We start from the raw sequence: 14220 nt of genomic DNA on the forward strand, positions 1-14220 counted from the left end.
AGGAATCAAAGACATGCCTGCAATCAAAACAACATTACGTCGCCTGGCAATGCCGGGTATCGTGACCATCGCGTTACTCAGTGCCGCCACCAGCTATGCGGAATCGGTGCGCACCATCAAAATCGCCACCGCGGCAGAATCTAAGCCGCTGTCGTGGGGCGCTATCGGCGTTGAACCGCAGGGTTATGAGCCGGATGTACTGAAAGCCATCAACGCGAAACTGCCCCAGTACAAATTTGTTATGGAAGGTGCGGCGGATATCGCTCAGGAAACCGGCCTGGCAACCGGCAAATATGATATGGCGACCGGCGGCTACTACAAGGCTCCGGCGCGCAGCAAACAGTTTCTGATCCCCGATAATCCGATCGGTGCCAGCCTGATGAAGATCTACAGCCGTAAAGACAGCAATATCAACGGCATGAAGGATCTGGTGGGTAAGAATATCGTTCCGGTAACCGCCGGTGGTGGCGTCTACAAGTTTGTTATGCAATGGCAGCAGGAAAACCCGAGCGACAAGATCGACATCAAAGCCTCCAGCGCCGGTGTGCCTTATCCGGACCGCCTGAAAGAAGTACAGAACGGCAAATATGATGCGCTGATTCTGCCTTCCAACCTCGGTGAGCAAACCGTGATCGACAACCAGAAGCTGGCGATCAAAGCCAGTGAGCCGGTTGCCATTAACAACACCTACGTCCTGATTCACCGCTCTGACGAGAATAAAAAGCTGAATGACGATGTGAACGAGGCGCTGAAAGAGCTGAAAGCGGACGGCACGCTCGATAAGTTGTCACAGAAGTGGTTCGGCGAAGATATCGTCAAGTACATGAAATAATCGGTTCACCTGAAACCTTCGTTTCCGTAGCGGCGCGATTTATCGCGTGATCTTTTAAAAGATGCGCGATAAATCGCGCCGCTACACCAATGCGTGTAACGCAGACATTTTTTTCAGGAGTGTTTCACAGTGAATCTTTCGACCATGATTCCCGAGCTACTGTCGGCTTTGCCGTTAACGCTCGCCATTATGCTGGTCGCGATGATTGTCGGCTTTGTGCTGGCACTGATCGCGACAACCTTCCGCGTGCGTCGCATCCCGGTGATTAGCCAGCTGACCGATCTCTACGTCTCTTACGCGCGCAGTGTTCCGGTGGTGCTGCAACTGTTTGTGGCATTTTATGGCCTGCCGCTGGTGCTGGAGTCGTTCGGCGTGGGCGATTTTATGTCGGCCACGGTGGCGTCGATGGTAGGCCTGAGCCTCTACCACGGCGGCTATCTCTCCGAAGTTATGCGTCCGGCGTTTCTGGCCGTGGAGCGCGGCCAGCATGATGCCGCTGACAGCATGGGCTACAGCTTCCGGCAGAAAATTTGGCGCATCGTCGGACCGCAGGCGCTGCATATCGGATTGCCCGGCTACGGCAATGCCATCATCTACCTGATCCACAACGTGGCGCTGGTGATGTATATCGGCGCGGCCGATGTGATGGCAACCGCGCATCTGATTATGGAGCGTGATTACAACCAGTATCAGTTCGGCACTTATCTGGTGCTGGCGGTGCTTTATTCATTGCTCTGCCTGGGTGCCTGGCTGATCGTCCGTTTCTTCGAGCAACGTCACGCCAAATACAACTCGAAAACGGCGGCCAGCCCGGTGAAGTTCACCGCCAGCGTCTGACAGAGAGAGAACACCGATTATGTTTGATATTGAGGTTTTGCTGCCGGACTTCTGGAGCATTCTGGATGCGGTGCCGGTTACGCTGGCGATGGCTATTACCGTTTTTATCTGTTCCACACTGATTGGCGGCTTGTTCGCCTTTGTGGAGCATAAGCGCCTGCCGGTGCTGCGTCAGCTGGTGCTGGCGTACAAAATCGCTTTCAAAGGCGTGCCAATGGTGGTGGTGATTTTCCTGGCTTATTACGGCCTGCCACCGGCGCTGCATTTCGTTGCCACGCTGTTTGGTATTGAAGTGAATGCCCACTCGCTGCCGAACTGGGTGATTATCATCGTGGCGCTCAGTGCCTGCGTGGCCGCTTTCCAGGCCGAGGTGTGGAAAGGGGCGCTGAACTCGTTTGATAGCGGACAATCGGATGCGGCGCAGTCGCTGGGTTATACCGATGGCCAGCTATTCTGTCGGGTGATGTTCCCACAAATTATCGTGGCGGCAATCCCGGACCTGGCGAACGCCTTTATGGTGATCATGAAAGCGCTGTCGCTGGCTTTTGCCATCGAAGTGGTGGATATCTTCGCTCAGGCACAGCTTACCGCCGCGCTGAACTTCTACTATCTGGAAGCTTTCCTGATTGCGGTGGTGTTCTACATGGTGATTGCCTGGCTGGTCACCAGGATCGCCGATATCATCGAGGCGAAGTTGCGCGTTCGCAGCTGACCCGGATAAACCGCGCCGTTTGTGCGGCGCGGTTTTTCATCCCAGATATTCAATAATCGACAGCCCACCGTTGTAATCGGTGCTGTAGATAATCCCTCCGGCATCGACAAACACATCACAACTCTGAATCACCTGCGGACGATCGGGTCGGGTATCCATCATGCGTGCCGGAGCGGCGGGTACCAGCGCACCGGTTTCTTTCGGCTGATAAGGATTGGAGATGTCATAGGCGCGCACGCCAGCATTTTGATAAGTGGCGAAAATCAGCGTGTCGCTGACAAAGCTACCGGGTCGATTTTCATGCAGATTATGCGGGCCAAAATGGGCACCCTTTGCCACGTAATCGCGCTCATCCGGCTGGGGAAAGGTAGCGATGCTCACCGGGTTGGCGGGTGCGCGAATATCAAACAGCCAAATCAGCTTCTCGCCATCCTGCTGGTTATCCAGCACCGCTTCGTCCAGCACCACCAGCAGATTGCGTGTTGGTAGCGGCAATGCGGTATGGGTGCCACCGCCAAACGGCGGACTCCAGTTGCGATGGCTGATTAACTGTGGTGCCGTGCGATCGCTGACATCCAGTAACGTTAATCCGCCGTCGCGCCAGCAGCCATAGGCGGTATCACCGCTGATAATGGCGTGGTGCAAGGCATAACGTTTGCCTTCCGGCCAGTCTGGCGTCTCGCCCCCGGCGGTGTGCATTCCGGGCAGCCACCAGCGCCCGGCCACCGCAGGACGTTGTGGATCGGCTAAATCAATGGTCAGCAAAATGTAATCGCTGAACCCCTCAATCAACGCAGAGACGTAGGCCCAGCGTCCGCCGACATACCAGATACGGTGAATCCCGATACCTTCGAGCGCGAGAAAGGCGATTTCACGCGGTTGCGCCGGGGAAGAGATATCAAAAATCCGCAGCCCGGATTGCCAGCTTTTTTCCTGAATATCTGCCGTGGTCTGGCCCACCGCACGGGTGTAATAGACTTTCTCATCGGCGAAGCGGGTATCAGCAAACAGATCGCGGGCGTTGATCACCAGCAGCAAATCGTCGTGCGCCTGCAAATGCACGTTCCAGGTACCGGGTGGTGCGGCAACAAAATTTACGGTTTTGGGCTGACGTGCATCGCGCACGTCAATCACGCTAAAGCCTTGTGAGACCATATGGCCGACATAGGCAAAGCCGCGATGCACCATTACCTGAACGCCATCCGGGCGACCGCCCTGATCGCTGTGACCAATCAGCCGCATATTGCGGCTGTATTCCGGAGTGGGGAGCGAGGAAGTCATGTTCGGCCTCACTGCGCGTTGGTGGCGAGGGTGGCGAACCAGGGCGCGACAAAATCACTGCTCTGACCCCAGCCGGGAATCACCTTTTGCAGTGCGGCAACGTTGGCGGCTCCGGGCTGGCCGGTCACCAGTGCCTGTGGAATGGCGGCGGCTTTAAAGTCATAGCTGGCCGGAGTGGTTTCTCCCGCCAGCTTCAGGGCAATCAGGCGCATATTAACGGCTCCAATCAGCTTCGGATCGACCGCCACGCTGACCTTCCACGGGCTGTTTTTTTCGCGCATCAGCTGCAAATCGCCGTTGGAGATATCGATGCTATAGAGTTTGATTTCGGTGCGTCCATTTTCCTGCAACGCCTTGTACGCGCCCTGGCTAAAGGCATCCCAGGTGCCCCAGATAGCGTCGATTTTCCCCTTTGGGTATTTCGCCAGCAGCGCGCCGACTTTGTTGGCGGTATCGCCCTGCACATCGGCAGAGACGGCCCCCACCGACTCCAGTTCATGAATTCCCGGGTTGGCCTTCTGGATCTGCTCCCAGGCTGCCTGACGGCGTTCCATCGGCGGGAAGCCCGCGACCCACAATTTGATGATATTGGCTTTGCCATTGAAGTCTTTGATCAGCGGTTGCAGCGATTGCTCAGTCAGCGAAGCATCATCCTGCTGTGTCACCGTGACGCCTGCGGGAACTTTATCAACGGCGGTATCAAATACCGAGAGCGCGATACCGCTGTCATGAATGCGTTTCACCAGATCGGTGGAGTAGGGGGCACGGCCCTGGGACAGGATAATACCGTCATATTTCTGGCTGATGGCCTGGTTCACGAAATCCTGGAAACGCGCATCGTCACCCTGGCTCAAAAAGGTGCTGACTTTAAAGCCCAGCTGTTTGCCCTGCTGAATGGCTCCGGCGACAAACTGGGTGGTGTTATCGTCCGAACCGAGGTTGCGAATGACCGCCACCCGAATCGGTCCCTGATGATGTGCCAGTGGCGCGGGAAGCGGTGCCTGTGCGGCGCTGACGGCAGAGCTGAGCAGGCTCAGCGTCAAAAAGGGTACGGCCAATGATTTCATGCAATTTCCCCGAATAAGATGGATGAGACGCCTTGGCGCTCCGCCGGTTTTTATTGTGGTTGGCGGGCGTTCTGAGCGGATTTTTCATCCTCTGCACGAGGTTGGCAATCAAGGAAAAGGCATAAGTAATGCCAGATAAATCATTAGGTTTGTGGATGGAGGAAAAGGCAAAGGCGCGCGATGAATCGCGCCGCTACGAATAGGTGCAGAATCTGTAGCGGCGCGATTTATCGCGCAGGTCGGAGGCGAAAATCTTAACGTTTACTCAGTGCTTCCCACAGGCCCAGCAGATAGGTGGTGCCGAGTGCGCGGTCATAGAGTCCATAGCCCGGACGACCGGTTTCGCCCCAGATAAAGCGGCCATGATCGGAGCGGATATAGCCGTCAAAACCGTTGTCGTACATCGACTTCAGTACCTGGTACATATCCAGCGAGCCGTACTCGGTGGGATGGGCACACTCGTAGAAATCTTTGTCCTGAATGATTTTGATATTGCGCACATGGGCGAACGGGATACGTTTGCGGCGTGAGAATTCGGCCAGAATCGCATACACATCATTCTGCGGATCTTCGGCAATCGACCCGGTGCACAGGGTAATGCAGTTGGCTGGCGAATCGACCACGTTACAGATCCAGTCGAGATCGTCACGATTTTTCACCACGCGCGGCAGGCCGAAAATGGAGTACGGCGGATCATCCGGGTGAATCGCCATCTTCACGCCGACTTCTTCACATACCGGGATCACCGCTTTGAGGAAATACGCCAGGTTTTCACGCAGCTTCGCATCATCCACCCCTTCGTACTTCGCAAACAGATCCTGCACTTTCGCCAGACGCTCGGGTTCCCAACCTGGCAGAGCAAAACCGTTAGAGCTGCCCAGCACCTCCTGCACCACTTCATCGAGGCTTTTATCGATACCTTTTTTCTCGAACGCCATGGTGATGGAGCCGTCTGGTAGCACGTAGTTCATCTCGGTCTTCATCCAGTCGAATACCGGCATGAAGTTATAGCAAATCACCTTTACGCCGACTTCGGCCAGGTTGCGGATGCTCTGCTTATAATTTTCGATATAGCCATCGCGGCTTGGCAGTCCAATCTTGATGTCGTCATGAATATTGACGCTTTCGATCACTTCCACTGTGAGACCGGCAGCCTGTGCCTGATCCACCAGCGCTTTAATCTTATCCTTCGGCCAGGTTTCACCCACTGGCACATCGTACAGTGCGCCGACGATACCCCGGACACCCGGAACCTGGCGAATATATTCCAGCGAAACCTTATCTTCTTTCGGACCAAACCAACGCATTGTCAGCTGCATAATGTCATCCACCGTCATCGTGTCTATGATAACTGATAAACTACCATTCTAGTATTCATGATGACAGCGCCCTGCAGCGATCAACCCATGATCGTCGTCACAGAACCGCATTTATCCTGCGCGAGGGAGAGTGTGCGCACAGCTGAACCCATGTTGGCGAGAATTCAATCCTAATCAGAACTTAGAAATGTCTGATCCGCTACCATAAATTGTTAAAAACAGCGTGGTTAACTACGATTAGTCAGCTATTAAGGGTTAACCTCTCATTTTACGGCAATTTACCGCTGCTAATCGGCTTTTTACCTGGATCATTTACAGAATATTCCTGGCAGGCACAATAAACCTTATTTCTCTCCCTCCATAAATCATGTCCGATGAAGCGCTGCTCCAGCAGATTCAAAACCTGAAAAAGCATAATTCGCGACTAAAGCGTATCGCGCATGATGCCCGCAATAAGCTCAGTGCTGCGCTCGATGGCACCGGGCTGTGTTTGTGGCAGCTGGATATTCCCAGCGGCAAACTGGTTATTTTTAACCGGCGCTGGGGAGCGATGCTGGGTTTCCAGCCGAAAGAGCTGAGCGCGAAGTTTGAAGTCTGGCGTGAACACCTGCATCCCGAGGATGCAGATGAGGTGCTGAAGGCGTTTTACGATCATATCGAAGGTCGCGCGCCTTATTATGAAGCCCTGCATCGCATGATCGCCAAAAGCGGCAAAATTACCTGGGTACTGGATCGCGGGCGTGTCACCGAATGGGATGAACAGGGTAATCCGATGAAGGTAACGGGCACCCATATCGATATGACCAAAGAGAAGAATTATGAGGCGCAGCTTTCGACACTGGCCAATCACGATCCGCTCACCGGTCTCACCAATCGCCACGCGTTGTTAACCTACTTTAGCCAGATAAAAAAGCAGGGGCCGCTGTGTGTGGCCTATATCGACCTGGATAACTTCAAACACGTCAATGACACCCTGGGACACCGCAGTGGCGATGAGGTGCTGATTCAGCTCAGCCAACGTATGCGCGATGCGGTGCCACCGTCGGTGGTGATTGGTCGTATCGGTGGGGATGAATTTGTGTTGCTGATGCCGTTTCTGATCGACTATCCCAAAGTGCGTATCATGGCGCAGGCGGTACTGGATGCGGCACTCGCACCATTTGAACTGGATAACGGTATGGCGCAGATTGGCGCCTCAATCGGCATTGCCCAGGTGCAGGAGCATGATGATTTCACTGCGGCGCTGACGCGTGCTGATGAAGCCATGTACAGCGTCAAGAAAAATGGCAAGCAGGGGTTTGGTTTAGTGCCGTAAGGACGTATTTGCCAACGAGATATTTTACGGTCAGGTGTTGCCCGGTGTTAAAAATAGCGTACTGATTAATGCCGACTTCAGTGGCAACATTTTTATAGATGTGGCGTTTCTGGGTGAGCGAGGTAAGCCATTAGAAATCAGGGGGTGCAATTTCAATGGTATAGAGGCGAACAACATTGAAATGGCCTATGTTAAATTTACCGAAGCTACAAGTTTTATCAATGTGAAGGGAATTGAAAGTCTTTATTTTTCTGGTCCGGCTAATTTACGCGAGGCAAGATTTGGTTGTTATGATAAAGGATTAATTAAATTAAGTGTGCAGCATTTTTCCGACCAGCAAAAAACTTTCGATAATCTGTGTGATGATAATTATTCCTGCGAGCCTGCGATGCTGTTCAAATCGATAGAAAGCATAATTAATACAACATTGCATCGTGACTTTAAAGAGCAGGTAGTGGAGTTGTTTCGTGATATGCCGGAGCTGGATTATGCATTAGCGCATTCCGATGCACTGCGCCAGTCTATGTTGTCCCATTTGCTAAAAACGCCTGAAAAGTCAGAGGCGATAACACGCTTTCTGGAAGATAAAATTATCAACTATCACGCTCAGTCGCTGATAAAAAATGAAGAAAAGGCCAATCTGGCACTTGTCCTCAGTAAAATGGAACCAGAAAAACTACTCGAATATCAGTTCCTGGTTAACCAGCTACCGGATGTGCGCCAGACTATGAATAAACATCCCACGTTAAAAGCATTTATGGAATGTGCCCGGAAGTTTGATAAGTCGCCAAAAGAGGGCGTAATTTTTTATTTCCCGCAGTCAGAGCAGGCTATCTATATTCCCGCCAATGAATTCGACAATCTTATAGTGGGTGAGACAGCACCGGAAAATGCGCGCCTGTTAACCTGTGATGATGGAAGAATCATGATGACGCCATTGATCGATAAGAAACGGCAAACGTTGCTACAGAACAGCCCTGCACTTGAATCACTCTGGAGCGGTCGTGGTAATAAACTGGCGGAAGTCCTTTCTCCATTGTTTAATGTCCCTGCACATGTGGAAGCACGCCAGGATGATATACTCCGCCTGGGGAGTCTGATGTTGGCGCAGCTTACTAAGAATGCATGCGGGAAACTCAATCTCGATGAAATTGATAATGTTTATCTGCTAAAACAATTATTCGCACCTTTGATGAGCGATATAACCGATGAATCTGATGATGCACGTAATAAAAGAACCGTGCTGATTGAACGGGCTTGCAACCATCTGAGCCTGGCAAGCAGTGGGCTTGCTCCTCAACAGCAAAAATTTGTCGCCGCTATTCTGCTGACGCGTGTATTTGCCAACCTGTTTTCTCCAACACTTTGCAGTACAGACAGTGCCAGTTACAGCTGGTTTTTCGATTTCGCAAAACAATTTCTGATTGATGCTTATGATTACGCCCCAAATGCGTCGCTGGCTGATGCGGTAGATACCGTGATTTCACATATTAATGAAAACCGAACGGTCTCAGCGTTATTACTTATTAACTCGCTGCAGTTTATCAGTGATAACGATGCCGCGATTGCCGGGTTAATTCACAAACATAGCCCGGTATTCTGATGCCGAGTGGTAACAGGAGGCATTAATGCCTCCTGTGTCATCCCCACGGGTAGTAAACCCTTAAAACGCGAAGCAGGAACAGCCCAGCGCGCCCCAGAAGGCATTGTTATCGGAGACCGGTACCGATGACTGGCGCGCAACATCATGGGCATGGCTGTGCACGCCGCATGGGCCGCTGCACTGATGCATCTTCGGCATCATTGCGGCACGTCCCGCTGCCTGCGGCGGTGCGCTACGGTAATGGCCCGGTACCGTCACCACCGGTGACCACTCCGGCAACACCGGCACCGGCGGCGGTGCCAGCGGGGTAAAGCTGCCAGCGGCGTACACCACATCACCATCAACCAGGGTCAGCACCGATTCAATCCCTTTGATCTCCTCTTCCGGCACGCTGAAGAAATCTTTCGACAGCAGTACCAGATCCGCCAGTTGTCCGACCTTGATCTCGCCTTTGGCGTTTTGCTCACTGGAGAACCAGGCGCTGCCTTTGGTCCACAGCATCAGCGCGGTTTCGCGGTCGATACGGGCGTTATCATCATACAACTGCATACCGCCAACGGTGCGGCCGGAAACCAGCCAGTACAGCGCCGTCCATGGGTTATAGCTGGCGACGCGAGTGGCATCAGTACCCAGACCTACCGGCACCTCAGCATCCAGCATGCGTGCGACCGGGGGTGTTTGTTTCGCAGCTTGTTTGCCGTAGCGATCAACAAAATATTCGCCCTGGAACGCCATGCGGTGCTGCACCGCGATACCACCGCCCAGTGCCTTAACCCGTTCGATATTGGCTTCGGTGATGGTTTCCGCATGATCGAAGAACCAGTGCAGGCCGTTAAACGGAATGTCGCGGTTTACTTTCTCAAATACATCCAGCATACGGCTGATGGATTCGTTGTAGGTGGCATGCAGGCGGAATGGCCAGCGGTGTTCCACCAGATGGCGCACCACGCGCTCCAGTTCATCTTCCATACCGGGGGCCAAATCCGGGCGTGGTTCAAGGAAGTCCTCAAAATCAGCCGCTGAGAACACCAGCATTTCCCCCGCGCCGTTGTGCCGCAGGAAGTTAGTGCCCTGGCCCGGCTTCAGCATATCGGTCCACTTTTCAAAATCTTCCAGCTCATGGCCGGGACGCTGAGTAAACAGGTTGTAGGCGATGCGTACTGTCAGCTGCTTTTTGGCATGCAGCTCAGAAATCACATCGTAATCATCGGGATAGTTCTGGAAACCGCCGCCAGCATCGATAGCGCTGGTCAGTCCGAGGCGATTCAGTTCGCGCATAAACTGGCGGGTGGAGTTCACCTGTTGCTCCAGCGGCAGTTTCGGCCCTTTTGCCAGGGTCGCGTACAGCAGCATGGCGTTGGGACGGGCGATCAGCATCCCGGTCGGGTTGCCGTTGCTGTCGCGCTGGATCTCACCACCCGGCGGGTTCGGCGTGTCTTTGGTGTAACCCACCACTTTCAGCGCAGCACGGTTGAGCAGGGCACGGTCATACAGATGCAGGATAAATACCGGCGTGTCCGGCGCGGCAGCGTTGATTTCGTCCAGCGTTGGCATGCGACGTTCGGCAAACTGGAATTCAGTCCAGCCGCCGACCACGCGTACCCACTGCGGTGATGGCGTACGCAGGGCCTGCTCGCGTAGCATGCGTAATGCATCCGCCAGCGACGGCACGCCTTCCCAGCGCAGTTCCAGATTGTAGTTCAGGCCGCCACGAATCAGGTGCAGGTGTGAATCGTTGAGGCCGGGAATGCCAGTGTGGCCTTTGGCATCGATAATTTGCGTGTGGCTTCCGGCAAAGCGCATCACTTCCGCTTCGCTCCCCACGGCGAGGAACTTGCCATCTTTAATCGCGACGGCGGTTGCCAGTGGATTGGCGCGGTCAACAGTATGGAATTTGCCGTTGGTCAAAATCAGTGAAGCGGTGGTCATGTGTCTTCTCCTGTCAGATTATGCTTTGCTGCCAATCAGCCATTGTTTCAACACGCGAGTCAGCAGTGGCATCCACAGGAAAACCACTAACGCCACGACGCTGGCATTGTCGAGAAAATTCCCCCACAGCGTGCCGTGGCTGACAGGCAACACCGTGTTCCAGAACCAGGGGACCAGGTTAGCTGAGGGAAAAATCACCCCCAGCGTGAGTAAGTATTGTTTCCATTTGGCGGGTTTGACCTGGCCTTTTTGCGTCGGGGTAAACCAGAACGCGGCGCCAGGGCGAACTTCAATATGTTCCGGCTGGGCGAGGATGGCAGGCAGCTCTTTCACCAGTTCCTGACGGGCCGGGGATTTCAGCCAGGCATACAACTCATCCATGCCAACAAAGCGAATCAGCACGGTGTAGGCGTTGTCGCCGTGTACCGGGCGCAGCACGTTTACCCCAAGGTGCCCAGGAAAGCTGGCGGCCTGCGGCATGATAGTTTCGAGCCATTTTTCGTAGTCGGCCTGCTTCTCTGGCTGGATGCTGTGGGTGATCACCAGCGTGACATGATGAGCCTGTTGTGAATATTTCATAGTCTGTTCCTCGGTGCGTCTCGCGGGTGAAAGTGCTTGCGTCGTTGAGGAAAAAAATACGAAATGAGAGCGTTTATTGATAACGGATTGTTTTTGGGTTGTTGTTCAACAAATTTTGGGGAGGGGGTAAGGAATGCGTTTGAACCTCGAAGCGCTGCTGATTCTGGATGCGCTCGATCGTCACGGCACCTTTGCCGCAGCGGCGGCAAGGCTGTTTAAAACCGCGTCAGCGCTGAGTTATACCGTGCAGAAAATGGAAAGCGATCTGAAAATCACGCTGCTGGATCGCTCCGGCCATCGCGCGACTTTTACGCCGACCGGCCGTTTGATGCTGGAAAAAGGCCGGGCGTTATTACGTGCGGTGAACGAGCTGGAGCAGCAGGCGCGCTACGTGGAAAGCGGCTGGGAGAGCCAGCTGGTGATAAGTGTCGATGCCTCTGTGCCGTTTAGCCTGCTGACCCCGCTGATTGATGAATTCTATCAGCAGCATTCGCATACCCAGCTCCAGTTCCGCCATGATGTGCTGGCTGGTTGCTGGGAAGCCCTGCATTACGGCGAGGCAGACATCGTGTTTGGCGCGGTACAGGAACCGGCGACGCGCAAAGAGATTGGCTGTCAGCCGCTCGGCTGGCTGGAGTATGTGTTTGCCGTCGCGCCAGAGCATCCGCTGGCTGCGGCCCCTGAGCCGCTGCTGCGCGAACAAATTCGCCAGTATCGGGCAGTGACGGTGCATGATTCTTCACGCCACAGTGCGGGTATTGATTTACGCGTGTTGGATGAGCAGAAGACGTTGAGTGTGCATGATTTCCCGTCCAAATTGCAGGCGCAGCTTGCCGGGCTGGGCTGCGGTTATCTGCCTCGCTATCTGGCTGAGCCGCATTTGCGCAGTGGCGCGTTGGTGGAACGTCAGCTGGATAGCGAATGTCGCCGCGATATGGCGTATCTGGCATGGAATGAAAGCGCGAATGGTAATGCGGCAACCTGGTGGCGTGAGCGCTTGCCCACGCTGCCAGGTCTGCGTGATATCTATCTGCCTGCCTGAACTTAAATCGAAATGTGGTGGCTGACCTGCGGCGGTTCGTCACCCTGATGATATTGCAGCACCGCCTGTTGCAGCTCCACATCGGCGTGGGAGACGCGCTGATGCTGACGCAGGTGTTCTTGCCACGATTCCACCAGGAACCATTCCAGCAACGCGGTGGGATCGTCGCTCTGTTCCATCAATCCCCAGGCATAGGCCCCGTCACGGCGGCGTGCGGCGGCCAGTTTATGCATCGCCCGTTTGAAGTCTGCACGATCGGACTGCGGCACCTGATAACGCACCTGAATCATCACCGGACCACGACGCACATCCACCTCATCGCTCACCACCGGTTCGGCCCAGCGCTGTGCGGGTTGCAGATCGGCTTCCCCGGCAGGCAACACCAGGCGTTTCAGCAGCAGGGCGCTGATCAGTAAGGTCACTCCCGCCAGCAGCAGGGTATTCGCCAGCCCGATATGCTGGGCAACTAACCCCCAGACCAGGCTGCCACCCGCCAGCGTGCCGTTAAATACCATCAGATACACCGCCAGACCCCGTCCACGCACCCAATCTGGCAGCACCGCCTGTGCCACGCCGTTCAGGGTGGTCAGGGCGATAATCCAGCCAACGCCCAGAATCACCATCAGCAGCAACGCCAGCCATTGCGGCGGGCTGAATGCCAGCGCCAGCATCACCACCGCACTGAGCAGCGCCGAGAGCAGCAGCAGGCCATCGTTACCCATGTGCAGACGAAAACGGGGCAGCAGTAGCGCACCGGCAATCGCACCGGCACCGACCGCACCCAGTAGCAGGCCGTAAAATCCGGCGGTGCCGTGCAGCATATTACGCGCCACCAGCGGCAGCAGTGCCCAGATGGCACTGGCGAAGGCGAAGTAACACGCGGCGCGCAGCAACACACGGTGCAAATCGTGGCTGGCGCGCACATAGCGCAGCCCGGCACGGAAGGCACCGAAGAAGTGTTCATTCAACTCAGTTTTGGCTTTGGCCGGACGCTTCCAGTACAGCAGCGCGGCAACCACGAAGAAGTAACTGGCGACATCCGCGCCGTAAGCTGCCATCGCGCCGAAACTGGCCAGCAACAGGCCACCGGTGGCAGGGCCGATAGCACGCGCGATATTGATGCCGAGTGAATTCAGCGCCACGGCGTTTTTCAGTTCATGGCGCGGCACCAGCTCCGGCACAATTGCCTGCCATGCCGGGCCAAACAGTGCGGCACCGACGCCGCCGACAAAGGTCAGGCCGATCAACCATTCGGTGGTCAGCCAGTTGTTATGCGACAGCACCAGCAAGGTACCGCTGACGCTGGCCATCAATATCTGCACCGCAATCAGTAACCGGCGACGGTCAACGATATCGGACAGCACGCCCGCAGGCAGCGCCAGCAGGAACACCGGCAGAGTGGCGGCGGTTTGCATCAATGCCACGGCGGCCGGGTTATCAGACAATCCGGTGACCAGCCAGGCGCTGGCGACATCGCGGATAAAGCTGCCGGTGTTGCCTAATACTGAAGCGGTCCAGATCAGGGCAAATAGCCCGTAGGCGAAGGGGGAAAAGGCACTGCTGCGTGCGGTTACAGGCGGTTGGCTCATGGTCAATCTCCGATAAGGTTGCGATGACTGCACATTACGAAGCCTGGCTGATGGTTGATAGCGGAAAAAATCGGCCAACTTGTCCAGGCTTTTTTGACAGGTTCCGGGCACAAAA

12 protein-coding genes are annotated in these 14220 nt (G+C 54.9%); 6 read left to right on the forward strand and 6 right to left on the reverse strand.

From position 1 onward, the window contains the following. The first annotated feature begins 13 nt into the window (after window positions 1-13). The 3 genes from RCF31_RS16485 to RCF31_RS16495 all read left to right on the forward strand — a co-directional run bounded on the left by RCF31_RS16485 (window position 14) and on the right by RCF31_RS16495 (window position 2381). Complete coding sequence (locus RCF31_RS16485; protein WP_299459750.1) at window positions 14-832, forward strand: transporter substrate-binding domain-containing protein; 819 nt, start codon at window positions 14-16, stop codon at window positions 830-832. 144 nt (window positions 833-976) lie between these two features. Beyond that, a complete protein-coding gene (locus RCF31_RS16490) occupies window positions 977-1669 on the forward strand; it encodes an amino acid ABC transporter permease (protein ID WP_416413278.1) in 693 nt (230 codons plus the stop codon). Window positions 1670-1688: 19 nt separating this feature from the next. Next, the gene (locus RCF31_RS16495) at window positions 1689-2381 is read left to right on the forward strand and encodes an amino acid ABC transporter permease (RefSeq protein WP_416411722.1); all 693 of its coding nucleotides are present in this window, start codon (window positions 1689-1691) and stop codon (window positions 2379-2381) included. Window positions 2382-2417: 36 nt separating this feature from the next. Here RCF31_RS16495 and RCF31_RS16500 read toward each other — a convergent pair whose 3' ends face one another. From RCF31_RS16500 to uxuA, 3 genes are all read right to left on the reverse strand, one after another. Then, window positions 2418-3662, reverse strand: coding sequence for an LVIVD repeat-containing protein (locus tag RCF31_RS16500; protein WP_416411723.1), 1245 nt, complete (start codon window positions 3660-3662; stop codon window positions 2418-2420). An 8-nt stretch (window positions 3663-3670) separates the two neighbouring features. Continuing rightward, window positions 3671-4729 carry a sugar ABC transporter substrate-binding protein gene (locus tag RCF31_RS16505; RefSeq protein ID WP_416411724.1) on the reverse strand — a complete coding sequence of 353 codons (1059 nt, stop codon included), beginning with the start codon at window positions 4727-4729 and terminating at the stop codon, window positions 3671-3673. A gap of 254 nt (window positions 4730-4983) precedes the next feature. After that, entirely contained in the window at window positions 4984-6048 is a 1065-nt protein-coding gene (gene uxuA / locus RCF31_RS16510) for a mannonate dehydratase (protein ID WP_416411725.1), read from the reverse strand. 367 nt (window positions 6049-6415) lie between these two features. Here uxuA and RCF31_RS16515 point away from each other — a divergent pair, with 367 nt between their 5' ends. Continuing rightward, window positions 6416-7363, forward strand: coding sequence for a diguanylate cyclase domain-containing protein (locus tag RCF31_RS16515; RefSeq protein WP_416411726.1), 948 nt, complete (start codon window positions 6416-6418; stop codon window positions 7361-7363). A gap of 37 nt (window positions 7364-7400) precedes the next feature. Continuing rightward, the gene (locus RCF31_RS16520) at window positions 7401-8966 is read left to right on the forward strand and encodes a hypothetical protein (protein WP_416411727.1); all 1566 of its coding nucleotides are present in this window, start codon (window positions 7401-7403) and stop codon (window positions 8964-8966) included. 60 nt (window positions 8967-9026) lie between these two features. On the opposite strand, the gene RCF31_RS16525 is transcribed toward RCF31_RS16520, so the two are convergent. Then, entirely contained in the window at window positions 9027-10895 is a 1869-nt protein-coding gene (locus tag RCF31_RS16525; protein WP_416411728.1) for an amidohydrolase, read from the reverse strand. Window positions 10896-10913: 18 nt separating this feature from the next. Beyond that, entirely contained in the window at window positions 10914-11474 is a 561-nt protein-coding gene (locus RCF31_RS16530) for an antibiotic biosynthesis monooxygenase (RefSeq protein WP_084876650.1), read from the reverse strand. Between the two features lie 133 nt (window positions 11475-11607). On the opposite strand from RCF31_RS16530, the gene RCF31_RS16535 reads away from it, so the two are divergent. Next, the gene (locus tag RCF31_RS16535; RefSeq protein ID WP_416411729.1) at window positions 11608-12516 is read left to right on the forward strand and encodes a LysR family transcriptional regulator; all 909 of its coding nucleotides are present in this window, start codon (window positions 11608-11610) and stop codon (window positions 12514-12516) included. A 2-nt stretch (window positions 12517-12518) separates the two neighbouring features. Here the strand turns inward: RCF31_RS16535 and RCF31_RS16540 are convergent, their stop codons facing one another. Further along, complete coding sequence (locus RCF31_RS16540) at window positions 12519-14105, reverse strand: MFS transporter (RefSeq protein ID WP_416411730.1); 1587 nt, start codon at window positions 14103-14105, stop codon at window positions 12519-12521. Between the last annotated feature and the right edge of the window lie 115 nt (window positions 14106-14220).

This window comes from Pantoea sp. App145 (genome assembly GCF_047947045.1).
Lineage (GTDB): Bacteria > Pseudomonadota > Gammaproteobacteria > Enterobacterales > Enterobacteriaceae > Pantoea.